Below are 19,998 nucleotides of genomic sequence, written 5' to 3'. Positions count from 1 at the left end.
GTTTATTAGATTTTATCCTTTACATTTAAGTTATGAAAGACAATCCAAAGCTCAAGTATAGTGACTTAAAGCGGTTATACCAATTCACACGTGAACATTTTGTTGTTTATGTAGATGTTCAGCGTATTTTCGTTAAAGAATTAGCAGAAGGAATAAAAAAACAATGGGAACAAAATCCTGATCTTAAATTTGAAACAGCTCTTGAACGTCAATTTAAAACCTACGGCATTTATGGGTTCTCTGATCGAAATGATACAATAGTTCAAAAACTTCAAAACTACTATCTAAAAATTTCAATAAAGTACAGCTTAGAAAAGCTTTTAAGTAAAAATATTCTATTAAACCTAATATTAGCTTGTTTGGTTTATTACATGTTTTTCAGTTTAGGTTGGCAAGCTTACTATCTTTTAACGTTTGCAATTTTATTTATAGTTGGCGCATTTATCTTGCAATTTAGACATCAGCGTAAGCTAAACAAATCACGTAAGAGTCATACTGCGAGTCTCATTAACGAAACCATTAAAACTGGTGGTAATAGCGGTACAATCATGCTTATATTCGTTCAGTTTCCGCTACAAATCAGTAAGGCAAATACTGGCGCTTTATTTGATGAAATGTTTTTAGTGAGTATGTACCTAATTATGATTTTGGGGGTTTACATTTTATATACCTCATATTATATCATACCCGAAAATAACTTTAAAATCAAACGTTTACTTCATCAAAAACTTCAAAAATATCAAACCGTATGAGTATAATAAGACTAATTTTTGCGATAATTTTACCACCATTAGGAGTGTTTTTTACCGTAGGTATTAAGCCTGCCTTCTGGCTAAATATATTGCTAACAGTTCTTGGTTTTGTTCCGGGCATTGTCCATGCTGTTTGGCTTATTGCAAAACACGATCACTAATGCAATATATAATTATAGGTAACCTTGCATTAAGCCTATTTGCCATCATACCTTATCTTAAAATCGACCATTGGTCTATTCGTTTTTTCGATTTTCCAAGAGTTCAATTTTTAAGCCTAAATATTTTTTTACTAGTAGTTAATTTGAATTTCTTTCGATATGAAAGCTGGTTTCTGGTAAGCTTCTCGATGCTAGCCTTAGCAAGCCTCTACCAAACAATAAAAATTATAAAGTATAATCGTATTTATCCAGTTGAAGTAAAAAGCACAAAACAAAATATTCCTGAGCAAGAAATCAGCATTCTAGTTAGTAATGTGCTCATGACAAACACGTCAAGCCATCAATTAATCAAGTTAATAAAAAAACATCAGCCAGATATTTTAATTTGTCTTGAGACCAATAAACGCTGGGAAAACGAATTAGCAGATGCTACTAAAGCTTATCAATACCAAGTTAAAATTCCTCAAGAAAATTTATATGGAATGCATTTGTATTCTAAACTAAAACTTTCTAACCTCAACGTTAGAAATTTAGTTGAAAATGAAGTTCCATCAATTACATGTCAACTTCAGTTGAAATCTGGTCAGAATATTCAATTTTACGGCTTACATCCAAAACCTCCAAGCCCAACTGAAAACGAAGCGTCGACAGAGCGTGATGCAGAATTACTCATAGTGGCTAAAGAAGTTAAAAACACCAAAATCCCTTGTATTGTCTGTGGTGACCTGAATGATGTAGCTTGGTCTAAATCTACCGAACTGTTTAAAAAAATTAGCGGCTTACTCGATAGCCGAATTGGTCGTGGGCGCTATAGTACATTTCATGCTAAATACTGGATGTTAAGATGGCCATTAGATCACTTTTTTCATTCAGCCCATTTTAAACTTAAAAAGATTAAAGTTTTGCCAAGTATTAATTCAGACCACTTCCCTATTCTAACCAAACTTCAATACCAATCTGTCGCCGAGCTAGTTCACGAAGCGCCAAAATTTGAACCTGAAGATCTTGATGAAGCAAACCAAACCATCAAACAGGTTACCTAATTTTATCTTATTTTTTTCAAAAACTGGATGTTTAAAGCCATATTTTTAGAGATAAACTTATATTTGCTTTATGGAACATTTTGTTGTATCTGCTCGAAAATATCGCCCTCAAAACTTTGAAGATGTCGTTGGCCAAAAAGCCATAAGTAATACTTTACTCAACGCTATTAAAAACGACCATCTTGCTCAAGCCTTATTATTTACAGGTCCACGTGGCGTAGGTAAAACTTCATGTGCACGAATACTAGCAAAAACAATTAATCAGCAAGAGCTTGATGCTGATGTAAATGAAATAGAAGAATCTGATTTTAGTTTTAATGTTTTTGAACTTGATGCAGCATCAAATAATTCTGTAGACGATATCAGAAACTTGACAGACCAAGTTAGAATTCCACCACAAACAGGAAAATATAAAGTCTATATCATAGATGAAGTACACATGTTATCACAAGCGGCTTTTAATGCTTTTTTAAAAACATTAGAGGAGCCACCAAAACATGCCATTTTTATTCTTGCAACAACTGAAAAACACAAAATTATACCTACAATTTTATCACGTTGCCAAATATTTGACTTTAAAAGAATTACGGTAACTGATATTAAAGAACACCTCAAAAAAATCGCCCAAAAAGAAGGTGTTTCGGCTGAAGATGACGCGCTACACATCATCGCTCAAAAAGCTGATGGTGCCATGAGAGACGCACTTTCTACTTACGACCGTGTGGTTAGCTATTGTGGCAAGAATTTGACACGACAAGCAGTGACTGAAAATTTAAATGTTCTGGATTATGAAACCTATTTTGAAGTCGCAGATTTATTACTGCACAACCAAATTGCTGATGTTTTAATTAAATTCAACCATATTTTAGCTAAGGGTTTTGATGGACAGCATTTTATTAGTGGTTTAGCCAGCCATTTTAGAGATTTAATGGTGTGCCAAAACCAAAAAACAATTGCTTTGCTAGAAGTTGGCGAACTAACTAAAACACGCTATTTTGAGCAAGCACAACAAACAGACTTGCTTTTTTTGCAAACTGCTCTACAACTTGCAAACCAGTGCGATTTTGATTATAAACTAAGTCGAAATCAGCGCTTACATGTTGAAATTTGCTTGATGCAATTGGCCTCTATTACCTCTGAAAGTAATGTTGATTTAAAAAAAAAAGCTGAGCCACAAATCCTAAATCCAACAAAGGTAGGTACAGCAGAAAGACAAGTTACATCCTCTATTGAAGTTAACGAGCCGCAACCTGAAGTTATCACAACTGAAAAATCGGCAAATCAAAAAAGCGTAAAAACTTCAACTGATACTACACAATCAAAGCCAAATAATTCTACTCAGAAAGAAGTTGAAAGTTCTTCAATAAAAGCGACAACTCAGTCAGCCCTAAATTCCTCTAAAACTAAAATAGAAGAGGCAAAACCATCGGGTTTATCTTTAAAAGCAATTAAACATAAAAAAGCTCTCAAGGCAGAAAAAGAAAGGTTAGATTCAAATAAAAAAGAACGTTTATCTAAATTTTCTCAAGAAGATTTAGAACGTTCGTGGAAAGCCTTTTCGAAAGTTGTAAAAAATAAAGGTCAAAAAATTTTAGCAACCTCAATTGGCATGTGCAAACCAATTGCCAAAGATAATTTAATTTGCATTGAGGTACCTAACGATACGATGAAGGCCGAAATTTTACAGCAACAAGGCGACTTGATGAGCTTTTTAAAAGACGAACTCGATAACACAACTTTAGATTTAAAAATTGATGTGGTGTACAAAAATGAAAAAGAAAATGCTAAATATTTATACACCGATCGTGAAAAATATGATAAACTGGTTAAAAGCTACCCGAGTTTAGATACATTAAGACGAACATTTGATTTAGATTTACAATCATGATTTTAGGATTAAAATTACCAACAGACCCAAGATGGGCAAATATTGCTGAAAAAAATATTTCTGAAATACTGATAGATCATGCTTATTGCGAGCAAAAAGCGGCTTCAACTGCTATTTCATTAATTGTAAGTTTCCCTGAATATGAAGATTTAGTGACTGAAATGACAGCCTTAGTACAAGAAGAAATGAGCCATTTTAAGCTTGTGCATGACTTGTTGAAAGAGCGTAATATTGAGTTAGGTCGCGATAGAAAAGACGAGTATGTAAACCAAATACTTCGTTTCTTTCCTAAAGGTGGCAGCAGAACTGACCAATTGATACACCGATTATTATATGCCGCTTTAATTGAAGCAAGAAGTTGTGAGCGTTTTAGATTACTTTCTGAAGAACTTCAGGACGAAAAATTACGTAAGTTTTATCGAAAATTAATGATTAGTGAGGCCAACCATTATACGATGTTTTTAAATTTTGCCAGAAAATATGGAGATCGTGAAATTGTTGATCAAAAATGGCAAGACTTATTAAGTTTTGAAGCTGAAGTTGTGAAAAGTTTTGAAAAAGGCACTGGTGTTCACGGTTAACATCTGTAAACTAAAAAAAAGCAGGTCTGTAAGCCGGATTCTGTCGTTAACTTGAGTTAACGCCTTATCATTTATCTGGTTTTAATATTGCTATTAAAATCTAATCTACCAACCCTCCAAGATTGGCCGCACAAGCCTCAAAACTTGGTTTACTTGGTATTTCACCGCGTAGAGTTTACCTGATTTCACTACAGCTTAACCTGTACATCCTTTCTGTTGCACTTGTCCGATTTGTTTTAAAACAAATGACGGGCGTTACCCGCTACGCTGTGCTTTGGTGTCCGGACTTTCCTCACTTTAAAAGCGCGATAAGGCGACCTGCCTTCGCAAAGATACGTAGTAAATTGAGTTGTTTATAATTAAACAAGATATTTTAATTCCCAAATCTAATATGAACCAAATAACATTAACTATCAACAACTTTAATGTATTTTTTCTATGATAGTTTAAGCTCAAGTAGCAAAATTATAGGATAGTCTAATATTGCGTTGTAGTTATGTAAGTTGAATCACAGTTTTTTGTACTTTTGCAGCGAAAATTAAAAGCCATGTACAACAAAAATATTAAACTTATAATTGCCGGATTAATAATTATTTATGGAGTATACCAATTTACAGAATCTCAGATAGGTAACGGTATTGCTTTAATTTTATTTTCTGGTGTTTTTATATTTCTATACTTTAAAAACGAGTTTATTCTTCTAGCATTTTTAAAATTACGCAAACAAAATTTTGAAGGTGCTAAAAAATGGTTAGACAAAATCAAGAATCCAGAAGCAGCTTTAACTAAAAAGCAACAAGGTTATTATAATTATCTACATGGCTTGATGCTATCACAAACTAATATGAATAAAGCTGAAAAGTATTTCAAAAAAGCGATTAAACTTGGGCTTGCCATGAAACACGATTTAGCGATGGCAAAGATTAACTTAGCAGGGATTGCAATGACTAAGCGAAGAAAACGTGAAGCTCAAAACTTAATTAAAGAAGCCAAAGATTTAGATAAACATAACATGTTGGGTGATCAAATTAAGATGATGAAGCAACAGTTGAAAAAAATTTAAGGCTTTTCTTTTCTATATTTTGAAGGCGTAATATTAAATCTATTTTTAAAAGACTGGTTTAAACTTGATGGTGAATTAAAGCCCAAATCGTTAGCAATTTCTTGTATATTTAGATCTGTGTTTCGCAATAACTTTTTAACCTCTTGCAAACGGTGTTCTATAACGTATTGGTGTGGTGTTGTCCCTATTTCTTCATTAAATTTTCTAATAAAATGAAATTTACTCCAACCAGAGATCTCAACAAGAACATCAGTATCAATTGGTTTGTTAAGGTTATTTTTAATATAAGTAATAACACGCTGAATGGGTTTTGAAAATTCTTCACTTTCCTCTTTAGAAAATTCTTTTGGTGAATTTTCATTGGCCTTTGAATTGTACAGAGCAACAGCAATATTGTTAAGTATGTCTGATTCACGTAATGGCTTAGACAAGTATCCTGTAGGATTTGTGGTTTGAATTCGTCTTAAAGTTGAAGAATCTGAATAGTTTGTGATGTAAAAAAATGGAATATCGGTATTTTGGCTTATATAACTACCAATTTGAATTCCTTCATTTTTTCCCTCTAAATTGATATCTAGTAAAATGAGGTCTGGAACGATTGAAGATATAGCATCAATACATTCTTTAACACTTTCAAATTTGTGAATAACATCATAATTATTTTTTTCTAAAATTTTAACTAGTTGAAGCTTGAGCGGTAAATCGTCTTCAACAATCATTATGCGTGCATTCATATTTTATATTCTATTTTTACTAAATCGTCACTAAAATTATGATTTAGTTTTAATTGTTGATAAATAATTTTCAACAAAGTAAAAGTTTTTAGTTGATTTTCTATGCCTAAAAGAAGATCACTTTGCTTTAAAGATTTACCTTCAAAAGTAAATTGTAGCTTATCATTTTTAGTCTGGAAAGTAAATATAAAACAATTATCATTATTCTTTAAATTTTGGTTATCTACATGTACTAAAAAAATTAATTCGTAGATAAAAAAACCTATATACACAGCGTCTTTAGCTTTAATAGCAGTGTTAATGTTTATGTTTTGATCATTAAACTTAATTGTACTAATTAAACTTAAATCGAATACCTGCTCAAACTTTAAAAAATAAGATTTTAAATTTACTTCTGCCTCATAAGGCTGATTGCGAGTTAAAGAAGCATATAAAGAGTTAATGGCTAATAAATATGGTTTTACTCGACTGTACTTTTTATGATCAGGTAAATCTGACAATTCAAGTAAAGCAATGACAGATTGCAAATTACTATTAATATCGTGATAAAGTATTCTGAATTTACCAATGTCAGTCATAAAAAAGTTACTTTAAAATGTATTTTATTTAAATTTATTGTTAATTTTCAAACATATTAACTTTAAAATATGAAAATAAATATCGCTATTTACTTTATGCTATGTCTTTTTTGTAGTGCTCAACAAAACACTAATAAAAGTAATAATTTATTTTTTGAAAGTATTTTAAATCATCAAAAAAAGTTTTCATACGACATCGAAAAGGCTTATCTAAGCCAAAATTTTGATAAGGTAGATCAAATATTTAAGAACTTCATTCAAGAACGGCTTATCAATAAAAAAATGAATAATTTTGAGTGGAGTCGATTTAGAGCACAACCAAAAGCACTTTATGATATTAAAACGCCTATTTATTTACATACGCGTTCATCATGGTGCTTACCGAGTGAAGGTGAAATCCCTACTTTAAATAAGCTAGCTAAAAAATTTAAAGATAAATTAAGGTTTGTCGTATTATTCTGGGATAAGAAATCTAAGATGAGAAAAGAAGGAAGAAAATATGCTAATATAATTGATGTGGTCTATATCGATGAATTAATTTATAAAAATGACTATACAATTAAAGCGCTAAAACATGTATTAGGTGTGCCTGTAGTTTACCTTATCGACGAGCACAAAAAAGTCAGGCTCATTGATAGGCCAACAAGTACGCCTTTTCATTTCGATAGTGAGACATCAAAAGAAATATGTGAACGCTTAATTTTAAAACAAATTAGCTACATAATCGAGAATTAATCTATTTACCAAAAATCATTTTTAAACCGGCAATTAACATTACAACACCAAATATTTTTTTTAAAAGCGCTTGGTTAATTGTAATTGCTAATTTTGATCCAAAATAACCGCCTACAATAAAACAAAGCGCCATAATTAGGGCATATTTCCAATTTATTTCACCGTCTTGATAATAATTATACGCCGAAATAAATGTTACAGGGACAGCTAAAATAGCTAAACTTGTACCTTGAGCTTGTTGTTGTGAATAATTCAGAAAAATAAGCATTAATGGCACCATTATTATACCACCACCAAGTCCTAACAAACCACTAGCAAAGCCACCTAAAACACCTATAACAACTAAAAGTAAAAAAGTTGATAAAGTCATAATTAATTCATTTGTGGAATTTTAATTCGATAAAGCTTTCTAGAAGAATTATTTAGGTTTTTATCTCGTAACCATGGATTATAATTTTTCAAAGTCTTGTAGCTCAAATTAAATTGACGTGCAAAGGCAGCAAAATTAGTCACTGCGGTATCTACTTCAACAATTTTATAGGCTTTTAATTCATATAAATCATCAGCTTCAAAATGAAAGCCATAAGCTTTTGGTTGAGATAATATGGTCTTTAAAGCTACTATTCTAAACACATAACGTCTAGTTTCTTCATTTAAAAGTAAATCATAATAATTAGAAGTTTCTTGACGCTCTAATTGATTTTGTATACCTGCCATTCCTCTATTATAAGACGCTGCTGCTAAACTCCATGATCCAAACTTTTCTTTGGCTTTTTTTAAATATTCACAAGCTACACGAGTCGACAATTCAATATGGTAGCGTTCATCTACATTATCATTAACTTCTAATCCATACTCACGAGCAGTCGTTTTCATAATTTGCCAAAATCCTGTAGCTCCAGCTGGTGAAACTACTTGTGTTAGACCGCTCTCGGCGACAGCTAAATATTTAAAATCGTCTGGAACACCTTCTTCTTTCAAAATAGGTTCGATTAAAGGAAAATATTTATTCGCGCGTTTTATTAAAAGTAATGCATTAGATTGCCAGTAAGTATTTACAAGTAATTCACGATCAAAGCGTTCGTAAATATCTGGATCTTCAAGAGGAATTCTCTCTCCTGCAAAATTCAGATTTTCAGGAGCTTCTAAAGCAAAAACATTATAATCTTCTTCAAAGCTTTTGTTTTCTTTTGAAGTACTTATGGCATCAACTTCATTATCTATAAAAGCCGAAACAGTTATAAAGCCTAAACCAACGATTGTTAAAACGCCTACAATTTTTAAAGTACTTGATATAAATTGATGTTGCATAACCTAATTATTTATAAGATTTGGTAAATGTTCATTAAACCATCTAAAACGATTTAAAATCATAAGATGTGTTCCACCTTTAACTGTAACACAGGTATTAATGTATTTTATTGGAAAAACGCCATCTTGATCTCCATGAATATGTACAAAGTTAGTATTATCTTGAGTTTGTTTCCAGTTTAAAATGCTTTTTATTGCCCAATCAAGATAATGCTTATCATTCATAGACATATAAGTTTTATACAATTGAATGCGTTTTTTTACTAGATCACCGAGTGGCAATTTATCTATTTGTTCTAAATAATTAAAAATACCTGTTGGTAAAACTTTATAAACACCGGTATCACGCGCTATTTTCATTCGTGGCGGTAGCTCATTTTCATGTTTCACACTTGATATAATAATTACTTTTTTAGCGTTAACAAGCTTGTGTATCTCTTGAACAATAATACCACCAAAAGAAACGCCAATTAAAATCACCTCATCATTTTTTGGTACAGGTTCACTTAAACGTCGAGCATAAGACTCTAAAGATTCGTCTATAAGTGGACTAAGCCAGTCTAACCAATGTACTTGATACTCATCAGGCAGTTTAATATGCTCAAATATTGTAGGATTAGCTGCCATTCCCGGCATCATAAACACCTGAGTTTTCATAAATGTTATTTTGATAAGGTTATAATTACAAAGCTACAACTTAAAGCTAAATGTTGTATTTTTATAGATATTTATAAATGAAGATTATGAATGGTGCTGATTTGAACATTGAAAATAATACATTTTTAAGACAATACGAATTAAAAACAGAAGAAGGTTTATTAACGATAGAATATCAAGACCAAGGAAGACAATTATTTTTGACTAAGCTTAATTTACCTTCTAAACAAGTAAATCCTAATTTGGTTGAAGTTTTTATTGCACAAGTTTTAGAATCTTATCGTGATTCAAAAATTAAAATTATGCCAACTTCTCCTGATATAGCCAAGTTTTTTAAAAAACATCGTCAAAAATATAAAGATTTATTACCAGCTGGGATTAATATTTAAACCTCAGCAGGAACCGAAACTAATTGAACTTTAACTATTCCGTCTTCAGCTATTTCAATAAGTTTTACTTGTTGTAATGTATTAACCAAATAAGGATTCCATGGAAATTTTATTTTAACGTAGTTTTCAGTAAAACCATGAATGTAACCTTCTTTATTTTCGCCTTCAAATAGAACTTCATGAATCTTCCCTAGCTGTGATTCATAAAAAGCTCTCCGTTTTTTTGCTGAAAGTCCTCGTAGCATTTTACTACGTTTTTTTCTTGTTTTTAAAGGTACAGCGCCTTCCATGTTTGCGGCTAAAGTATTGTCTCTTTCAGAATAGGTAAACACATGTAAATACGATATGTCAAGATTAATTAGAAAGTTATAAGTCTCTAAAAACAATTCATCAGTTTCACCGGGAAAACCGACAATAACATCAACGCCTATACAAGCGTCAGGCAATTGTTGTTTGATGCGATGAACACGGTCAACATATAGTTCGCGCATGTAACGGCGGCGCATTAATTTTAACAATGTATTGCTACCACTTTGTAAAGGAATATGAAAATGAGGTACAAACTTTTGACTTGCCGCAACGAAGTCAATCGTTTCATTTTTAAGTAAATTTGGTTCAATAGATGAAATTCTTAAACGCTCAATACCTTCAACTGTTTCTAGTGCTTTTACTAAATCTAAAAAGGTATGTTCATGCTTTTTATTTCCGAACTCTCCTTTTCCATAGTCGCCAATATTTACACCTGTTAAGACGATTTCTTTGATGTTTTGTTCAGAAATTTCCTTAGCATTTTTCAACACATTAGCTAGGGTATCAGAGCGTGAAATACCTCTTGCAAGCGGTATGGTGCAATAGGTACATTTATAATCACAACCATCTTGAACTTTTAAAAAAGCACGCGTTCGATCACCAATCGAGTAAGAACCCACGTAGAAATCAGCATCATCGATTTCGCAAGAGTGTACTTCGCCAAAATCATTTTTGGTTAAATCATTAATGTAATCGGTTACTTTAAATTTCTCGGTTGCACCAAGAACTAAATCAACACCATTAACAGCTGCAAGCTCTTCAGGTTTCAGTTGTGCATAACAACCAACACCTATTATAAAGGCATCATTATTAATTTTACGCGCTTGTTTTACAATGGTCTTAAAACGTTTATCTGCATTTTCAGTAACGCTACAAGTATTAATTACCACAACATCAGCTGGAGATTGAAAGTCAGTTTTTTGAAAACCTTTTTCTTCAAATTGTCGGGCAATTGTAGAGGTTTCAGAAAAATTTAATTTACAACCTAAGGTGTAAAACGCTACTTTTTTTTGCATAAATGCTTTAGTTCAATTTTTATCTTGATTTATTGGTAAAACCGTACATTTAAACCAAGATTATAAATTCATTTTAATTACTTTGCAAATATACCAACTAAATCTCGTTTATTAAATTGAGACAGCATACAATCATTTACTGCATTTTAGCAAGTGTAATTATAAGCCTATATAGCTGTAAAAACACCTCTAAAGACAAACGCTCTCACATGGTTTTTCGTTACAACGAACATGCTAATATCACGTCTTTAGATCCTGCTTTTGCAAAAGACCAGCGCAATATTTGGGCATGTCATCAAATTTATAATACACTTGTTAAGCAAGACCACAACCTACACATTAAACCTGATTTAGCTAAGAGTTGGCGCATTTCTGAAGACGGAAAAACCTATACCTTTCAATTACGCGATAGTATTTTTTTCCATCAACACCCTATTTTTGGCGAAGACTCTACAAAACAAATGACAGCTGAAGATGTTGTGTTTAGTTTAAAAAGACTAACTTCAACTGATGTGGCTTCACCTGGCAGTTGGGTACTTGACCAAGTTGAAGCCATTAAACAAATAAGTAAGTTAAGCTTACAAATTGAACTCAAACAGGCTTTTCCACCTTTTTTGGGCATTTTGAGTATGAAATATTGCTCTATTGTACCAAAAGAAAGTAAGCAGCTTAACTTAAGAAAAACACCTATTGGCACAGGACCATTTTACTTAAAACGATGGCTTGAAAACGAAAAAATGGTTCTTAGAAGAAATAAACTATATTTTGAAACAGATAGTTTAAAAAACCAACTTCCTTATCTTGAAGCTGTTGCCATTACATTTTTACCTGATAAACAAAGTGAATTCATGGCTTTTTTACAAGGTAAATTAGATTTTTTAAGCGGCCTTGATCCTAGTTATAAAGACGAGTTATTAACTAATACAGGTCAACTTCAGCCGCAACACAGAGATAAAATTATTCTTGAAAAATCACCTTATCTAAATACGGAATATATTGGTATAAACATGGAAAGTCAGGATAAAGCCATTCAGAACATTAACTTCAGAAAGGCTTTAAATTTCGGATTTAATCGTGAAAAAATGATAACCTATCTACGAAATGGCATTGGTTTTCCAGCGAACAATGGTTTTATTCCAAAAGGTTTACCTGGCTACCTCAGCAAAAAATTATATAGTTTTAATAAAGATTCGGCTTTATATTATTTAAATAAATATAAAAGTGAAACAAAAAGTTCTACACCGAAAATTAACATCACTACCAATGCTAATTATGTTGACTTAATTGAATACATTCAAAAATCATATCAAGAACTTGGTATAGAAACATCGGTTGAAGTTTTACCACCATCGACCATAAGGCAACAACGTTCAGCTGGACAACTCGATTTATTTAGAGCCAGCTGGATAGCCGATTATCCCGATGCCGAAAATTACTTAGGCTTATTTTACTCAGAGAAAAAAGCACCAAAAGGTCCTAATTATACGCGATTTAGCCATCGAATTTTTGATAGCCTATTTGTGAAGTCACAAACAATTCAAGATGATAGTTTACGCTACATCTATTACAAAAAAATGAATCGATTAATTGCTAACGAAGCACCAGTAATTCCTCTTTATTACGACCAAATTACTCGATTTTATCACAAAAACATCAAAGGTTTACAAATGAATCCTGTAAATTTGCTTGACCTCAAAACCGTTTACAAAGAACATTAATTATGGAATATCTTATTATCGGTGTAATTGCCATTATATGCTTACTCATTGGTTTGTTTATCGGAAAAAAATTAGGCCGATCTGATGCTCAAGAAGCTCGTAAAACAATTGAAAATGAAGCAATAGAGCTGCGACAAACCAACAAAAATCTAGAACTTCAGTTAAAAGACTTAAACTCTAAATTAGAAACTCAACAAGAGACAGCTAAACAAGAGTTGAAAGAACTATCTGCTGAAAAAAATAAAATAGAAATAGCTTTAACACAACGAAATACTGAATTTAAAAATCTACAAGAAAAACTAGAACATCAAAAAGCCGATGTTGAAAAACTACAAGAAAAATTTTCAGCTGACTTTGAAAATTTAGCCAATAAAATATTAGACCAAAAGTCTGAAAAGTTTACCTCGCTTAATAAAGAAAATATTGAGCAAATTTTATCACCACTTAAAGATAAAATAAAGTCGTTTGAAGATAAAGTTGAAAAAAACAATACAGATTTCTTAAAAACACATTCTGAATTAGGCCAAAAATTAAAAGACCTTAACGAGCTTAACTCAAAGATTAGCGAAGAAGCACAAAACTTAACAAATGCCTTAAAAGGAGAAACTAAAACTCAGGGAAATTGGGGCGAAATGATTTTAGAACGTGTGCTTGAAAAATCAGGTTTAACAAAAGGCCGAGAATACGATATACAACAGAGTTTTGAAAATGAAGACGGCAAAAAACAAATGCCTGATGTGGTGATTAATTTACCAAACGAAAAACAAATGATTATCGACTCTAAGGTATCACTTGTCGCTTACGAACGTTACGTTAATAGCAGTGAATCTCTTGAGAAATCAAAACACCTAAAAGACCATATTAAATCTTTAAAAACTCATATCAAGCAATTAAGCGAAAAAAAGTACGAAGAATTAGGATTTCAAAAATCACCTGATTTTGTGCTTATGTTTATTCCTATCGAGCCAGCACTATATTTAGCTCAAAATGAAGATCAAAACTTTTTTTACTCAGCATTTGACCATAATATTTTATTAGTTAGTCCAACAACGCTACTTTCAACATTACGAACGGTAGATACTATTTGGAAAAACGAAAAACAACAGCAAAATGCCAACGAAATTGCCAAACACGCTGGTAATCTCTATGATAAATTTACAAATTTATTAGTTGAATTAGAAACCATCGGTAAGCGATTAAAATCGACTGATGCTGCTTATAGCGATGCGATGAAAAAACTTACTGGCAAACAAAACCTCATCAAAGATGTTGAGAAGTTGAAGCAACTTGGTGTTAGAACATCAAAAGATATTAGCCAAAAGTGGATTAAAAAAGCTAATGAAAACTCTTTACTTGACCATGAATAAAGTCTTTAAACACGCTTCTGAAAGTGAAGTAACATTATCGCAACTCATGTTGCCCTCACATTCAAATTTTAACGGTAAAATTCATGGCGGTTTTATTTTATCTGTTTTAGACCAAATTGCTTTTGCCTGTGCCTCGAAGCATTCTGAAAACTATTGCGTTACAGCCAGTGTAGATCGTGTTGACTTTCTTAATCCTGTTGAAGTCGGTGAGCTGCTCACTTTAAAATCATCAGTAAACTATGTCGGTCGTACTTCTATGGTTGTTGGTGTTAGGGTTGAATCTGAAAATATACAAACCGGACAAAAAAAACATTGTAATTCTTCTTATTTTACAATGGTGGCTAAAAATCAAAATGGTGAAACCACTAAAGTTCCTGGACTTATTCTTAAAACCGAAAATGATATTAGACGTTTCATTAAAAACATTAAACGCCGAGAATTACGCCAACAACATGATAAAACTTTTAATGACTTTCAATTAGACCTTGAAAATCACCTAAAACTTCTTAAAAATCATAATGCTAAAGTTGAACTAGATAAGCATTAATCAATAGGATTACAAATGTTCTAGAATCCGGTACTTCAAATTAATTTAAAAATATCTTACTTTTTATTTTCTATGGCTTTTGAATGCTTCAGTAAGTTATTCTTTTCTTTTTCTGCTTCCCAATGGTCAAATAAATCAATAAAATCTATTGCTGAACTTGGATTTTGTTTCTCAAGTTCTCCCTTAACAAAACTCTGGACTAAAATAGATTCGATATAAAAATCTTCTTTCACCTTGTAAGGCTGATAGGTTTCTTTTAAAGAAATATTAAACAAACTTGCGGTTGTATTATACCAAAATGCTCTCCATCCCGATTTTAAATCTTTTACAAGATCATAAGTTGAGATTCCTGTTTGACGATGCATAAGCTTAACCAATATTTGCCCTTCTGTTTTGGTGAGTTTTTTTAATTCATCTGTAAACCGATTTTCGATATAATTTTGAATTAATTTTGTGTATTTTTTTCGCTTACGTTTCGACTCAATTTGCTCTAAACGCTTATTTAAGCTGTCTAAACGCTTAGAAGCTAGAATAGCGTAAGGCCAAACCCGTTTAACTTTTCGCTTGAGTATAAGGTATTGCCTAATATTTGATCGGTCTGATAACTTCAATTTGGGATAAATGACTACTTCATCTAACTCAATTGAAGAAACCGCTTTAGGGTTTTCTTCACTTAAATCATAAAATTTCTTTTGCTGAGTAGAAGCTGTGGTCGTATCCTGTGACCAAAGCACAAAAGACTTCAAGAAAATAAATATGATGATAAGAAATTTCATGTTTAAATGACAGCTAATTCAATGCCAAAATTAAGATTTTGTAAAGTAAAATATCTTAAATTCTTTTTCTAAATTCGCAAAAGTTAAAATTAAAAAACTATGACAGATACTTCTTTAAAATTTCTTGAAAAATACCTCAATAACGCGGCTCCAACTGGTTATGAAGCTGAAGGCCAAAAACTTTGGATGGACTATTTAGAACCTTATGTAGACGAATTTATAACCGATAATTACGGCACAGCTGTTGGCGTTATTAATCCTGAAGCAGAATTTAAAGTCGTGATTGAAGGTCATGCTGATGAAATTTCTTGGTATGTTAATTACATTACAGATGATGGATTAATTTATGTGATTAGAAATGGCGGTAGCGATCATCAAATAGCGACCTCTAGACGTGTTAACATTCATACTAAAAACGGCATTGTTGAAGGTGTTTTTGGTTGGCCAGCTATTCATACACGAGATAAAAGTAGCGAACAATCGCCAAAGCTTGAAAATATTTGTATCGATGTTGGTTGCTCAACCAAAGCCGAAGTTGAAGAATTAGGTGTTCATGTTGGTTGTGTCATCACATATCCAGATGAGTTTTTTGTGCTTAATAATAACAAATTTGTTTGTCGAGCTCTAGATAATCGCATGGGTGGCTTTATGATTGCTGAAGTTGCCAGATTACTTAAAGAAAATAATGTTAAACTCGACTTTGGACTTTACATTACCAATTCAGTGCAAGAAGAAGTTGGCTTACGTGGTGCTGAAATGATTACACAACGAATTAAACCTGATGTTGCTATTGTTACAGATGTTTGTCACGATACAACTACACCTATGATTGACAAGAAGAAAGAAGGTTTAACTAAAATTGGAGATGGCCCAGTAATTAGTTATGCTCCGGCCATACAAAACAATTTAAGAGAACTTATTATTAAAACAGCTGAAGATAAAAATATCCCTTTCCAGCGTTTAGCTGCTAGTCGAGTTACAGGTACTGATACAGATGCATTTGCTTATAGCAATGGTGGAGTTGCTTCTGCTTTAATTTCGTTACCATTGCGATACATGCACACAACAGTTGAAATGGTTCATAAAGATGACGTTGAAAATGTGATTCAGTTAATATACAATAGCTTACTCAATATTAAAAACAAGCACAACTTCAGTTATTTTAATTAAATTTTATTGAAGTTAGAACCATAAAAAAGCCGTTTTTTGCTAAAAACGGCTTTTTTATAATAGGTTTCTAAAAATAGTCCTTAAGGTTACTTTCTATTCTTTGGTTGATATCTGAAACATCAGCTTTTATAAATTTTTTGCCAGTAATTTTTTCGTACAATTCAATATAGCGATTGCTTACGGATGTTATAAAATCGGTTGTCATCTCTGGGATTTTTTGATTGTCTTTACCTTGAAAACCGTTTTCAATTAGCCATTCTCTAACAAATTCTTTTGAAAGTTGCTTTTGACGAAGTCCCTTTTTTTGTAATTCTTCATAAGTATCGGCATAAAAATAACGGGAAGAATCAGGTGTGTGTATTTCATCAATAACAACAATCTTACCTTCAGTTGTTTTGCCAAATTCATATTTTGTATCAACCAAAATTAAGCCACGCTTCTGAGCAATTTCTGTTCCTAACTGAAACAGCTTCAAACTGTAATCTTCTAGGATTTCATAATCTTTTTGTGCAACAATTTGTTGTTTTAAAATTTCTTGCCGAGAAATATCTTGATCATGTAAACCTTGATCTGCTTTGGTTGTAGGTGTAATAATTGGTTGCGGAAGTTCATCATTTTCTTTTAAACCATCAGGTAAATTAACGCCGCAAATCTCACGTTTTCCAGATTTATATTCACGCCAAGCATGACCAGCTAAGTAAGCACGTACAACCATTTCTACCTTAAACGGCTGACATTGATGCCCAATTGCTACATTGGGGTCAGGAGAATTCGTTAACCAATTCGGTACTTGGTGTTCAGTAGCTTTTAACATATCAAAGGCTATCTGGTTTAAAATTTGTCCTTTAAATGGAATTCCTTTTGGTAAAACCACATCAAAAGCACTAAGACGATCTGTGGCAATCATGATTAGTTGATGGTTTGATAGTGTATAAACCTCACGCACTTTACCTTTATAATAATTAGTTTGAAGCCTAAAGTTGAAATTTGTCTCTAAAAGTGTAGAATTCGTCATTTAAATTGTGATTAATCTTGATTTTCAATTGATTTATAAGCTGAAATAACTTTCTTAACGAGTTTATGACGTATCACATCTTTATCGTCTAGGTGTAAAATCCCAATTCCTTTAACGTTTTTAAGAACTAAAAGTGCTTCTTTTAAACCAGAGATTGAACGTCTTGGCAAATCTACTTGACCAGGATCGCCCGTAATCATAAACTTGGCATGACGTCCCATTCTTGTTAAAAACATTTTCATTTGGGCGTGTGTGGTGTTTTGAGACTCATCGAGAATAACGAAAGCATTATCTAAAGTTCGGCCTCGCATAAATGCTAAAGGCGCTATTTGAATAATACCTTTTTCTATGAAACTATCTAATTTTTCTGGTGGAATCATATCACGCAACGCATCGTATAAAGGCTGCATGTAAGGATCTAACTTTTCTTTTAAATCACCTGGCAAAAAACCAAGATTTTCTCCAGCTTCAACTGCTGGACGTGTTAATATAATTCGTTTTACTTCTTTGTTTTTAAGTGCTCTAACAGCAAGAGCTACACCAGTATAGGTTTTACCAGTCCCTGCGGGACCAATCGCAAAAACCATATCGTTTTTTTGCATTAATTCAACTAATTTGCGTTGATTAGCTGTTTGAGCTTTGATACTTCGACCGCCAACACCGTGAACTAGAACTTGGTCAGATTGTTTAGACGTTTGATAATCGGCTTTTGATTCGCTTGTTAAAATACGTTCTATACTATTTTCATCTAAATTGTTATACTTTAAAAAGTATTCGGTAAGCATTTTCATGCGCTTTTCAAACTCATCTAGCATTTCTTGATCTCCAAAAGCTTTAACAACTCCACCTCTAGCGACAAGTTTTAGTTTTGGAAAATACTTTCTAACAAGTTGAAAGTTTTTATTTTGATCGCCAAAAAATTCTTTAGGATTGATTTCTGAAAGTTCTAAAATTAGTTCATTCAATAGACATCATATTTGTGCATTAATACTTAATTTCGCAAAGCAAATTTAACGAAAAAAATAGCGTTAATCTAGTTTTGATATTAACAATTAATTAAATGCCGTTAGTTACCTTAACCACCGATTTTGGACTTAAAGATCACTCTGTTGCTGCTGTGAAAGGTGCTTTATATAGTGAACTTCAAGATGTTAAGATAATTGACATTACTCATTTAATTTCACCTTTTCATATTATTGAAGCAGCCTACGTCATCAAAAATGCGTATCATAATTTCCCAAAAGGCAGCATTCATATTGTTGGTGTGGACTCTGAACTTACTCCAGAGAATAAGCATATTGTAATGGCACTTGACGGCCACTTTTTTATTGCGGCTAATAATGGCATTTTATCGCTAATTGCTTCAGAGATTAATCCTGATGAAATTGTAGAAATTAATATTCATGATCGTGTTGATACTAATTTTACAGTTTTAGATATTTTTATAAAGGTTGCTGCTCACATTGCCCGTGGCGGAAACTTAAGTGTTATTGGTAAAAAGTTAAATGAAATTAAACAAATAAAACATATTGAGCCTTCAATTAATAATGAAAACAACCAGATGATTGGTCATGTGATTTATATTGATAATTTTGGGAATGTTGTTACCAATATTAAACGGCAGTCATTTCAACAAATTGCTAAAGGACGAAGTTTTACGATTACAGCACGTTCTCAACGGTTTAAGAAGATATATGATAGTTATAGTGAAGCGATTAATTTTTCGCTTCCTAAAGATCAGCGTGAAGAAGATGGTAAAAAATTAGCGCTATTTAACTCATCTTCCTACTTAGAGTTGGCGATTTACAAGAGTAATCCTTCAACTGTTGGTGGCGCTTCAAGTTTGTTTGGATTAAAAGCTTTAGATACCATAACCATAAATTTTGATGAATGATTATACGTATTGTTAAAATGACATTTAAACCTGAGCGTATCAATGATTTCAAGGCTATATTTGAAGCTTCGAAAGAAAAAATTAGAGATCAAAACGGCTGTAATTATTTGTGCTTATTGCAAGATAAAAACAATACATCTGTTTTTTTTACGTATAGTTATTGGGACAATGAAACTTGTTTAAATCAGTATAGACATTCTGATTTATTTGGCCAAGTTTGGCCTAAAACTAAAGCTTTGTTTGCCCAAAAACCAGAAGCTTGGACAGTTGAACAACATCACGAATTAAAATAAA

At 32.1% G+C, this 19,998-nt stretch carries 23 protein-coding genes and 1 other RNA gene; 14 read left to right on the top strand and 10 right to left on the bottom strand.

What is annotated here, in order from left to right; genetic code table 11:
- Window positions 1-32 precede the first annotated feature (32 nt).
- The 5 genes from IMZ30_RS08940 (at window position 33) to IMZ30_RS08920 (ending at window position 4,425) form a co-directional block, all read left to right on the top strand.
- Window positions 33-752, top strand: coding sequence for a hypothetical protein (locus IMZ30_RS08940; protein ID WP_207037963.1), 720 nt, complete (start codon window positions 33-35; stop codon window positions 750-752).
- Window positions 749-913 (top strand): YqaE/Pmp3 family membrane protein, encoded by a 165-nt coding sequence (locus IMZ30_RS08935; protein ID WP_207037962.1) that lies wholly within the window; start codon window positions 749-751, stop codon window positions 911-913. The genes IMZ30_RS08940 and IMZ30_RS08935 overlap by 4 nt, the downstream gene beginning before the upstream one ends.
- Entirely contained in the window at window positions 913-1,956 is a 1,044-nt protein-coding gene (locus tag IMZ30_RS08930; protein WP_207037961.1) for an endonuclease/exonuclease/phosphatase family protein, read from the top strand. Before IMZ30_RS08935 ends, IMZ30_RS08930 begins: the two co-directional genes overlap by 1 nt.
- 70 nt (window positions 1,957-2,026) lie before the next feature.
- Window positions 2,027-3,844, top strand: coding sequence for a DNA polymerase III subunit gamma/tau (locus IMZ30_RS08925; RefSeq protein ID WP_207037960.1), 1,818 nt, complete (start codon window positions 2,027-2,029; stop codon window positions 3,842-3,844).
- Window positions 3,844-4,425 carry a tRNA-(ms[2]io[6]A)-hydroxylase gene (locus IMZ30_RS08920; RefSeq protein WP_207039707.1) on the top strand — a complete coding sequence of 194 codons (582 nt, stop codon included), beginning with the start codon at window positions 3,844-3,846 and terminating at the stop codon, window positions 4,423-4,425. The genes IMZ30_RS08925 and IMZ30_RS08920 overlap by 1 nt, the downstream gene beginning before the upstream one ends.
- A 13-nt stretch (window positions 4,426-4,438) precedes the next feature.
- Here the strand turns inward: IMZ30_RS08920 and rnpB are convergent.
- An RNA gene (gene rnpB / locus IMZ30_RS08915) (RNase P RNA component class A) lies at window positions 4,439-4,750 on the bottom strand.
- 222 nt (window positions 4,751-4,972) lie between these two features.
- Here rnpB and IMZ30_RS08910 point away from each other — a divergent pair.
- The gene (locus IMZ30_RS08910; protein WP_207037959.1) at window positions 4,973-5,488 is read left to right on the top strand and encodes a DUF2892 domain-containing protein; all 516 of its coding nucleotides are present in this window, start codon (window positions 4,973-4,975) and stop codon (window positions 5,486-5,488) included.
- On the opposite strand, the gene IMZ30_RS08905 is transcribed toward IMZ30_RS08910, so the two are convergent.
- Both IMZ30_RS08905 and IMZ30_RS08900 read right to left on the bottom strand, forming a co-directional pair.
- Window positions 5,485-6,222, bottom strand: coding sequence for a DNA-binding response regulator (locus IMZ30_RS08905; RefSeq protein ID WP_207037958.1), 738 nt, complete (start codon window positions 6,220-6,222; stop codon window positions 5,485-5,487). The two genes, IMZ30_RS08910 and IMZ30_RS08905, sit on opposite strands and share 4 nt — an antisense overlap.
- The gene (locus IMZ30_RS08900; protein WP_207037957.1) at window positions 6,219-6,800 is read right to left on the bottom strand and encodes a hypothetical protein; all 582 of its coding nucleotides are present in this window, start codon (window positions 6,798-6,800) and stop codon (window positions 6,219-6,221) included. The genes IMZ30_RS08905 and IMZ30_RS08900 overlap by 4 nt, the downstream gene beginning before the upstream one ends.
- Window positions 6,801-6,869: 69 nt before the next feature.
- Here IMZ30_RS08900 and IMZ30_RS08895 point away from each other — a divergent pair, with 69 nt between their 5' ends.
- Window positions 6,870-7,535, top strand: coding sequence for a TlpA family protein disulfide reductase (locus IMZ30_RS08895; protein ID WP_207037956.1), 666 nt, complete (start codon window positions 6,870-6,872; stop codon window positions 7,533-7,535).
- Between the two features lies 1 nt (window position 7,536).
- Here the strand turns inward: IMZ30_RS08895 and IMZ30_RS08890 are convergent, their stop codons facing one another.
- The 3 genes from IMZ30_RS08890 to IMZ30_RS08880 are packed head-to-tail and all read right to left on the bottom strand — an operon-like array spanning window position 7,537 to window position 9,503.
- On the bottom strand, window positions 7,537-7,905 hold the full coding sequence (locus tag IMZ30_RS08890; RefSeq protein ID WP_207037955.1) for a sulfite exporter TauE/SafE family protein: 369 nt from the start codon (window positions 7,903-7,905) through the stop codon (window positions 7,537-7,539).
- Between the two features lie 2 nt (window positions 7,906-7,907).
- Window positions 7,908-8,846, bottom strand: a complete 939-nt coding sequence (locus IMZ30_RS08885) for a lytic transglycosylase domain-containing protein (RefSeq protein WP_207037954.1) — start codon at window positions 8,844-8,846, stop codon at window positions 7,908-7,910.
- A gap of 3 nt (window positions 8,847-8,849) precedes the next feature.
- The gene (locus tag IMZ30_RS08880) at window positions 8,850-9,503 is read right to left on the bottom strand and encodes an alpha/beta hydrolase (protein ID WP_242529651.1); all 654 of its coding nucleotides are present in this window, start codon (window positions 9,501-9,503) and stop codon (window positions 8,850-8,852) included.
- Between the two features lie 77 nt (window positions 9,504-9,580).
- On the opposite strand from IMZ30_RS08880, the gene IMZ30_RS08875 reads away from it, so the two are divergent.
- On the top strand, window positions 9,581-9,892 hold the full coding sequence (locus IMZ30_RS08875; RefSeq protein ID WP_242529650.1) for an N-acetyltransferase: 312 nt from the start codon (window positions 9,581-9,583) through the stop codon (window positions 9,890-9,892).
- Here IMZ30_RS08875 and mtaB read toward each other — a convergent pair.
- On the bottom strand, window positions 9,889-11,217 hold the full coding sequence (gene mtaB, locus IMZ30_RS08870) for a tRNA (N(6)-L-threonylcarbamoyladenosine(37)-C(2))-methylthiotransferase MtaB (RefSeq protein ID WP_207037953.1): 1,329 nt from the start codon (window positions 11,215-11,217) through the stop codon (window positions 9,889-9,891). The two genes, IMZ30_RS08875 and mtaB, sit on opposite strands and share 4 nt — an antisense overlap.
- 116 nt (window positions 11,218-11,333) lie before the next feature.
- On the opposite strand from mtaB, the gene IMZ30_RS08865 reads away from it, so the two are divergent.
- From IMZ30_RS08865 to IMZ30_RS08855, 3 genes are read left to right on the top strand one after another with little or no spacing between them, the layout of a single operon-like run.
- Window positions 11,334-12,935, top strand: coding sequence for an ABC transporter substrate-binding protein (locus tag IMZ30_RS08865; RefSeq protein ID WP_317194388.1), 1,602 nt, complete (start codon window positions 11,334-11,336; stop codon window positions 12,933-12,935).
- A 2-nt stretch (window positions 12,936-12,937) separates the two neighbouring features.
- A complete protein-coding gene (gene rmuC / locus IMZ30_RS08860; RefSeq protein ID WP_207037952.1) occupies window positions 12,938-14,302 on the top strand; it encodes a DNA recombination protein RmuC in 1,365 nt (454 codons plus the stop codon).
- Entirely contained in the window at window positions 14,295-14,849 is a 555-nt protein-coding gene (locus IMZ30_RS08855) for an acyl-CoA thioesterase (protein ID WP_207037951.1), read from the top strand. The genes rmuC and IMZ30_RS08855 overlap by 8 nt, the downstream gene beginning before the upstream one ends.
- Window positions 14,850-14,905: 56 nt before the next feature.
- Here the strand turns inward: IMZ30_RS08855 and IMZ30_RS08850 are convergent, their stop codons facing one another.
- Window positions 14,906-15,625 (bottom strand): DUF4294 domain-containing protein, encoded by a 720-nt coding sequence (locus IMZ30_RS08850; protein ID WP_207037950.1) that lies wholly within the window; start codon window positions 15,623-15,625, stop codon window positions 14,906-14,908.
- A 99-nt stretch (window positions 15,626-15,724) separates the two neighbouring features.
- Between IMZ30_RS08850 and IMZ30_RS08845 the strand changes: the two genes are divergently transcribed.
- Window positions 15,725-16,795 carry a M42 family metallopeptidase gene (locus IMZ30_RS08845; protein WP_207037949.1) on the top strand — a complete coding sequence of 357 codons (1,071 nt, stop codon included), beginning with the start codon at window positions 15,725-15,727 and terminating at the stop codon, window positions 16,793-16,795.
- A 67-nt stretch (window positions 16,796-16,862) separates the two neighbouring features.
- Here the strand turns inward: IMZ30_RS08845 and IMZ30_RS08840 are convergent, their stop codons facing one another.
- Together IMZ30_RS08840 and IMZ30_RS08835 are read right to left on the bottom strand one after the other, a co-directional pair.
- Entirely contained in the window at window positions 16,863-17,810 is a 948-nt protein-coding gene (locus IMZ30_RS08840; RefSeq protein ID WP_207037948.1) for a phosphoribosylaminoimidazolesuccinocarboxamide synthase, read from the bottom strand.
- An 11-nt stretch (window positions 17,811-17,821) separates the two neighbouring features.
- On the bottom strand, window positions 17,822-18,775 hold the full coding sequence (locus tag IMZ30_RS08835; RefSeq protein WP_207037947.1) for a PhoH family protein: 954 nt from the start codon (window positions 18,773-18,775) through the stop codon (window positions 17,822-17,824).
- Between the two features lie 95 nt (window positions 18,776-18,870).
- Here IMZ30_RS08835 and IMZ30_RS08830 point away from each other — a divergent pair, with 95 nt between their 5' ends.
- Window positions 18,871-19,704 carry an S-adenosyl-l-methionine hydroxide adenosyltransferase family protein gene (locus tag IMZ30_RS08830; RefSeq protein ID WP_207037946.1) on the top strand — a complete coding sequence of 278 codons (834 nt, stop codon included), beginning with the start codon at window positions 18,871-18,873 and terminating at the stop codon, window positions 19,702-19,704.
- Window positions 19,701-19,997 carry a putative quinol monooxygenase gene (locus tag IMZ30_RS08825; protein WP_207037945.1) on the top strand — a complete coding sequence of 99 codons (297 nt, stop codon included), beginning with the start codon at window positions 19,701-19,703 and terminating at the stop codon, window positions 19,995-19,997. Before IMZ30_RS08830 ends, IMZ30_RS08825 begins: the two co-directional genes overlap by 4 nt.
- Window position 19,998: the final 1 nt, after the last annotated feature.

The organism is Psychroflexus sp. ALD_RP9, from assembly GCF_017311165.1.
Classification (GTDB): Bacteria; Bacteroidota; Bacteroidia; order Flavobacteriales; family Flavobacteriaceae; genus Psychroflexus.
Note: the sequence above shows the minus strand (reverse complement) of the source record. Positions and strands in the feature narration are given on the sequence as shown.